Origin of the sequence: Psychromonas hadalis ATCC BAA-638, from assembly GCF_000420245.1 — a bacterium.
GTDB classification, from domain to species: Bacteria; Pseudomonadota; Gammaproteobacteria; order Enterobacterales; family Psychromonadaceae; genus Psychromonas; species Psychromonas hadalis.
The window spans coordinates 1-6,367 of record NZ_ATUO01000189.1; the positions used below are offsets into that span (position 1 = coordinate 1).

Annotated in this window: 8 protein-coding genes; all 8 read right to left on the bottom strand. The window is 41.8% G+C overall.

The annotated features are described in order from the left end of the window. Positions 1-12: 12 nt before the first annotated feature. The 8 genes from tuf to G322_RS0116740 all read right to left on the bottom strand — a co-directional run bounded on the left by tuf (position 13) and on the right by G322_RS0116740 (position 6,020). Positions 13-1,197: an elongation factor Tu gene (gene tuf / locus G322_RS0116705; protein WP_022942854.1), complete on the bottom strand. Its 1,185-nt coding sequence runs from the start codon at positions 1,195-1,197 to the stop codon at positions 13-15. A 74-nt stretch (positions 1,198-1,271) separates the two neighbouring features. Next, on the bottom strand, positions 1,272-3,365 hold the full coding sequence (gene fusA, locus G322_RS0116710; RefSeq protein WP_022942855.1) for an elongation factor G: 2,094 nt from the start codon (positions 3,363-3,365) through the stop codon (positions 1,272-1,274). Positions 3,366-3,434: 69 nt separating this feature from the next. After that, a complete protein-coding gene (rpsG, locus tag G322_RS0116715) occupies positions 3,435-3,905 on the bottom strand; it encodes a 30S ribosomal protein S7 (RefSeq protein WP_022942856.1) in 471 nt (156 codons plus the stop codon). Positions 3,906-3,988: 83 nt separating this feature from the next. Further along, positions 3,989-4,363 (bottom strand): 30S ribosomal protein S12, encoded by a 375-nt coding sequence (gene rpsL / locus G322_RS0116720; protein ID WP_022942857.1) that lies wholly within the window; start codon positions 4,361-4,363, stop codon positions 3,989-3,991. A gap of 192 nt (positions 4,364-4,555) precedes the next feature. Then, the gene (gene tusB / locus G322_RS0116725) at positions 4,556-4,849 is read right to left on the bottom strand and encodes a sulfurtransferase complex subunit TusB (RefSeq protein ID WP_022942858.1); all 294 of its coding nucleotides are present in this window, start codon (positions 4,847-4,849) and stop codon (positions 4,556-4,558) included. Between the two features lies 1 nt (position 4,850). After that, complete coding sequence (gene tusC / locus G322_RS0116730; RefSeq protein ID WP_022942859.1) at positions 4,851-5,213, bottom strand: sulfurtransferase complex subunit TusC; 363 nt, start codon at positions 5,211-5,213, stop codon at positions 4,851-4,853. Positions 5,214-5,224: 11 nt separating this feature from the next. Next, a complete protein-coding gene (gene tusD / locus G322_RS0116735; RefSeq protein WP_022942860.1) occupies positions 5,225-5,626 on the bottom strand; it encodes a sulfurtransferase complex subunit TusD in 402 nt (133 codons plus the stop codon). Next, complete coding sequence (locus tag G322_RS0116740; RefSeq protein ID WP_022942861.1) at positions 5,619-6,020, bottom strand: RidA family protein; 402 nt, start codon at positions 6,018-6,020, stop codon at positions 5,619-5,621. Before G322_RS0116740 ends, tusD begins: the two co-directional genes overlap by 8 nt. Positions 6,021-6,367: the final 347 nt, after the last annotated feature.

Here is a 6,367-nt window from a genome sequence, read left to right on the forward strand (position 1 = left end):
AAAGCGGCAATATTACTCGATGATTGTTGAAACAACACCAGCACCTACAGTACGGCCACCTTCACGGATAGCAAAACGTAGACCTTCATCCATTGCGATTGGAGCAATTAGCTCAACAACGAATTTAAGGTTATCACCAGGCATTACCATTTCAACACCTTCAGGAAGCTCTACAGCGCCTGTGATGTCAGTTGTACGGAAGTAGAACTGTGGACGGTAACCTTTAAAGAAAGGAGTGTGACGACCACCCTCATCTTTGCTTAGGATGTATACTTCAGACTCGAATTTGCTATGCGGAGTAATTGAACCCGGTGCAGCAAGAACTTGACCACGTTCGATCTCTTCACGTTTAATACCACGTAAAAGAACACCAACGTTTTCGCCAGCACGACCTTCGTCAAGCAATTTACGGAACATTTCAACACCAGTACAAGTAGATTTAACCGTGTCTTTAAGACCAATGATTTCTACTTCTTCACCAATTTTAACGATGCCACGTTCAACACGACCCGTTACAACAGTACCACGGCCTGAGATTGAGAATACATCTTCGATTGGAAGAATGAATGGTTTGTCGATATCACGCACAGGAAGAGGGAAGTAATTATCTAGCGCGTCAGCTAGTTCCATAATTTTTTCTTCCCATGCTGGATCGCCTTCAAGTGCTTTAAGAGCAGAACCTTGAATAACAGGGATATCATCACCTGGGAAGTCATATTCGCTAAGAAGTTCACGAACTTCCATTTCTACTAGCTCAAGAAGCTCTTCATCGTCAACCATGTCACATTTGTTCATGAATACGATTAAGTGTGGAACACCAACTTGACGTGCAAGTAGGATGTGCTCACGAGTTTGAGGCATAGGGCCATCTGTTGCAGCAACAACAAGAATACCACCATCCATTTGTGCTGCACCCGTGATCATGTTTTTAACATAATCGGCATGTCCAGGACAATCTACGTGTGCATAGTGACGTGCATCAGTATCGTACTCAACGTGAGAAGTTGAGATTGTGATACCACGTTCGCGCTCTTCTGGTGCATTATCGATAGATGCGAAATCTTTAGCTTCTCCGCCATTTCTCTTAGCTAGAACATGCGTGATAGCAGCAGTTAGAGTTGTTTTACCGTGATCGACGTGGCCAATTGTACCAACGTTTACATGCGGTTTATTACGTTCAAATTTTTCTTTAGACACAGTGTGTACCTTCTCATTCAGTTAATACCTATCCACGTGCGATCACATGGGGAGGTGATAGTTTAGTTTATTTTTTATTTCGCTTCAATAATTGCGTTAGCTATTTTTTTAGGCGCATCGCCATATTCAACAAATTCCATTGAATATGAAGCACGTCCTTGCGTTGCAGAGCGCAGTGAGGTTGCATAACCAAACATCTCTGCAAGCGGTACTTTGGCATGTACGATTTTAACGCCACCTGGGCCCTCGTCCATACCTTCAATCATACCACGACGACGGTTAAGGTCGCCCACAACATCACCCATCCAATTTTCTGGCGTAGTGACTTCAACTTTCATTAAAGGTTCAAGTATGGTTGCATCCGCTTTTAATGCGCCCTCTCTGAAACCTAACATAGCTGCAACTTTGAATGACATCTCTTGCGAATCTGTTTCGTGGTATGAACCACCCAGCAGTGTCACACGAATATCAAGCATCGGATAACCCGCTAACACACCTTGGTCCATCTGTTCGCTACAGCCTTTGTTAATCGCAGCAAAGTACTCTTTGGGAATACATTTATCTGTTATCTCATTAACAAATTCAAAACCTGCACCCGCTTCAAGCGGTTCAAGTTTGAGAATGACGTGGCCATATTGGCTCGGCCCTTCGCCTTGACGAATAAATTTACCTTCGATCTCAACCGTTTTACGGATGGTTTCACGGTATGCAACTTGCGGTTTACCCACGTTGCAGTTAACACTAAACTCACGGCGCATACGATCTACGATTATATCTAGGTGAAGCTCACCCATGCCAGAGAGTAGTATTTGTCCTGTTTCTTCATTTGTTTCAACACGAAATGAAGGATCTTCTGCTGACAGTTTTTCCAGTGCGATATTCAGCTTATCTTGGTCAACCTTAGTACGAGGTTCAACCGCAATCTGAATCACCGGTTCAGGAAACTCCATACGTTCAAGGATCACTTTATGATCAGCACTACATAACGTATCACCCGTAGTGACATCTTTAAGGCCGATTGCAGCAGCGATATCGCCAGCGCGCACCTCTTTGATCTCATTACGCTCATTGGCGTGCATCTGTACGATACGGCCAAAACGTTCACGCTTCTGTTTTACTGAGTTATAAACATGATCACCTGAATTAACCACACCAGAATAGACACGCATAAATGTCAACGAACCCACAAAGGGGTCAGTAGCAATTTTAAATGCCAGCGCTGCAAAAGGCGCGTCATCGTCAGCAGGACATATGATCTCATTTCCTTTGTCATCGATGCCTTTAATGGCTTCGACTTCAGTCGGAGAGGGTAAGAAATCAATCACAGCATCAAGTACTGCTTGTACGCCTTTATTTTTAAAAGCACTACCGCAAGTAGCTAATACAATTTCATTGTTTAACGTACGTTGACGTAAACCCTGTTTGATCTCTTTAATGGAAAGTTCTCCCTCTTCAAGGTACTTTTCCATCAGTTCATCATTTGCTTCAGCCGCAGCTTCCGCAAGCTCTTCGTGCATCATTTCAGCTTGTTCAAGCAATTCATCTGGAATATCGTGATATTCAAACGTCATGCCTTTATCTGCTTCTGACCAGTTGATTAACTTCATCTTAATGAGGTCAATCACACCGCTAAACGACTCTTCCACGCCCACATTCAAATGAATAGGGACACAAATAACGCCTAAGCGATCACGAATTTGTTCAACAACCGCCTCAAAATCAGCCCCTGTTCGGTCCATCTTGTTTACAAATACAAGTCGTGGGACGTGGTATTTATTCGCTTGACGCCAAACAGTTTCTGATTGAGGCTCAACACCTGAGGCGGCACAAAACACCACCACTGCACCATCAAGTACACGCAACGAGCGTTCAACTTCAATGGTGAAGTCTACATGCCCAGGTGTATCAATGATATTGATGCGGTGCTTAGTAAACTGACCATCCATACCCGACCAGAATGTTGTCGTCGCAGCCGCGGTGATAGTGATACCACGCTCCTGCTCCTGCTCCATCCAGTCCATTGTTGCTGCACCGTCATGCACCTCACCCATTCGGTGAGAGATTCCTGTGTAGAACAAAATACGTTCAGTCGTTGTAGTTTTTCCCGCATCTACATGAGCAATAATACCGATATTTCGGTACTGCTCAATGGGTGTTGTACGTGCCATGATGTCCTTTAAATACTAACTATAATTTTTTTAAAGCAAAAAACGCAAGCCATTGCCTGCGTTAAGATTCTACCAACGGTAGTGAGCAAACGCTTTGTTAGCGTCAGCCATGCGATGAACGTCTTCACGTTTCTTAACCGCAGAACCTTTGTTATCTGCTGCATCAACTAGCTCACCAGCTAGACGTAATGCCATTGATTTTTCACCACGCTTACGAGAAGCTTCAACTAACCAACGCATTGCTAACGCATTACGACGAGAAGGGCGAACTTCTACAGGAACTTGGTATGTTGAACCACCAACGCGACGAGATTTAACTTCGACACTTGGGCGGATGTTTTCTAGAGCATTTTCAAAAAGCTCTAATGAATCTTTCTCAGTTTTTTTAGAAGCTACTTCTAATGCAACATATACAATTTTTTCTGAAATAGATTTTTTACCATCAACCATTACAACGTTGATGAATTTTGTTAGTACTTCTGATCCAAATTTAGGATCTGGAAGTACTTTACGAGTAGCTATGACGCGTCTTCTTGGCATCTTATATCTCCGTGTGCTTCAGGAATTTACCCAAAACATATTAAATTAAAATAGTGTTTGTTTGGCCTTACTTACGGAAATACTTAAGACTTAGGTCTTTTAGTACCGTATTTAGAACGACCTTGACGACGATCCGCAACACCTGAAGTATCAAGTGCACCACGAACTGTGTGGTAACGAACACCCGGTAAATCTTTTACACGACCGCCACGGATCAAGATTACACTATGTTCTTGCAAGTTATGGCCTTCACCACCGATGTATGAAGTTACTTCATAACCGTTAGTTAGACGTACACGAGCAACTTTACGCATCGCTGAGTTAGGTTTTTTTGGAGTAGTTGTATATACACGAGTACATACACCACGTTTTTGTGGGCACGCTTCTAGCGCAGGAACTTTAGTTTTTACAACTTTGTCCTTACGCGGTTTACGTACCAATTGTGAAATTGTTGCCATTTTTAAATAGCTCCTAATTTGTGTGTGAAAAATCAAACCCTAATATTTAGGGTCGCAAGAGTTTACGCTGATTAGAAATAGGAGTCAATAATTAAGCAATTGTGTTTTTGATCACAGAAAAAATAGGAAGTGAATTACTGATAGGTTAAAAATAAGAATACTCTTACAAACCTCAACGGTCTGATTTTATTTTCACCACGCCATCTGGCTTTTATGCCCAGCCACTAGCTCTACAAACTGCAAATAACTGCATGACTTACCGATGCGAGCGCTAATACCACGCGCTTGCAGATCGGCCTCTAGCACCATTAATTGACCTTGTTTGGCTAACTCACTTAACGCTAAGAAGTCAGCATGTTTTGCCTGACAGGCAACCACGCCATCTTCTATTAATAACAAACTATCTTGCTCGCCTAATATAGCGAGGCACTGTTGCAATGCGAGTGTCTGAAAAGGTGAGCTGTTCACTGTGTGTAATATCGACATATTAGAAGCTTAATAGTTGATCTTGCAAAGCAAGGTTGGTTTTTAATGTTTGTGTATCTACGGAGGTGACCTCTATCATCAACTGATCTTCTGTAATCGCGCGTTGTAACAGTGATTGCTGGCAGACATAGATATTTTCTACATCATAGAGTTCAAGCATTTTAAATAGCGGTTGAAAATGTTTCTGTAAACACTCGGTAGGATCATGCCCATCAAGCAGTTGGTAAACACCATCGCCAATAAAAAATAGCGACAATGATTCATTAAAAGCGGACATCGCTAAAGTCAGATCCAACGATTCACGCCCTTGCGCGCTACCATGGGGTAAGCACCGGTTGATAATGCCTATTTTTTTTTCAATCATTCCCCTTTCCTTCATAAAAATTGCACCAATCTATCGGCTTTTGCACTAAGCTCTGCAAGTTGCCCTAAGCCACTCAACACAAAGGGGGCTTTAAGGTTAAATTGACTCAATGCTAATTGTTTTGCTTCAAGCTCATTAACAATACCACGGCGTAGTGAAGCGGAAACACAAACCTCCAACGGGAATTGGTATTGCAGTGCAAGCTTTGCCCAAAAATCGGGCAGGTTAATTTCATCACTGGCAGGGCTAACTAGTTGGCTGGCATTAAGTACCCCCTCTTGATAAAAAAACACCCCAACAATGTTATGACCTGCTTGTAATGTGGCACAACAAAATTGGTAAGCACTGCTTGCCCCTTGCGCGCCATAAGGGGCACCGGAGACAACAACTGCAAATTTTAATCGTTTATTCATCTTCTTTTAACGCAGTCACTGCAATCGCTTCAACTTCAACTAATACATCTTTTGGTAAACGAGCGACCTCTACACATGATCTTGCAGGTGAAAAATCGGGAAAATATTTACCATAAACGTCATTAAAAGCGGCAAAATCGTTCATATCCTTCAGATAACAGGTTGTTTTTACAATCGTAGCGGCTGATGCTTTGGCTTTATGTAGCACTGCAAATAGATTACGCATCACTTGCTCGGTTTGCTCGGTAATACCGCCTTCAATCACTTCCATCGTCTCAGGAACAAGTGGTATCTGCCCAGAGGTAAAGACTAAATTACCAATTTGATTAGCTTGTGAATAGGGACCAATTGCAGAAGGTGCTTTAGCCGTGGAAATGATTTTTTTATTGCTCATAGGGTAATCTCACTTTATAGAACATAACAAATTTAACTGCCTTTAAGTCTGATACATTTTTCTTATAATTCAAGAAGAAAGCATCACTTTTAACTCATAAATTGATATGCATTAATTTTTAATAGGCAATAAAAAAGGTGCCGAGGCACCTTTTTAGTTAAACGTCTTTTTTATTGTGCCTTTAGAGATCGTGACTAAATAACTTGCTCTAATTGTTTTCAAAAAACCTTGAATGACGGGTTATTTTGAAAACAAAAGATCAAGTAATTTTGAAGCCGATCCTGAATCGTTACAAATTAACTTACTCTAAATTGATTTCAAAAAATCTTAACTAACTGATTATTTTG

Excerpts from the sequence above, each read along its gene's own strand:
- tusB (WP_022942858.1), bottom strand. The coding sequence starts at position 4,849 with ATGTCGATATTACACACAGTGAACAGCTCACCTTTTCAGACACTCGCA.
- tusD (WP_022942860.1), bottom strand. The coding sequence starts at position 5,626 with ATGAATAAACGATTAAAATTTGCAGTTGTTGTCTCCGGTGCCCCTTAT.
- tusC (WP_022942859.1), bottom strand. The coding sequence starts at position 5,213 with ATGATTGAAAAAAAAATAGGCATTATCAACCGGTGCTTACCCCATGGT.
- fusA (WP_022942855.1), bottom strand. The coding sequence starts at position 3,365 with ATGGCACGTACAACACCCATTGAGCAGTACCGAAATATCGGTATTATT.
- rpsG (WP_022942856.1), bottom strand. The coding sequence starts at position 3,905 with ATGCCAAGAAGACGCGTCATAGCTACTCGTAAAGTACTTCCAGATCCT.
- rpsL (WP_022942857.1), bottom strand. The coding sequence starts at position 4,363 with ATGGCAACAATTTCACAATTGGTACGTAAACCGCGTAAGGACAAAGTT.
- G322_RS0116740 (WP_022942861.1), bottom strand. The coding sequence starts at position 6,020 with ATGAGCAATAAAAAAATCATTTCCACGGCTAAAGCACCTTCTGCAATT.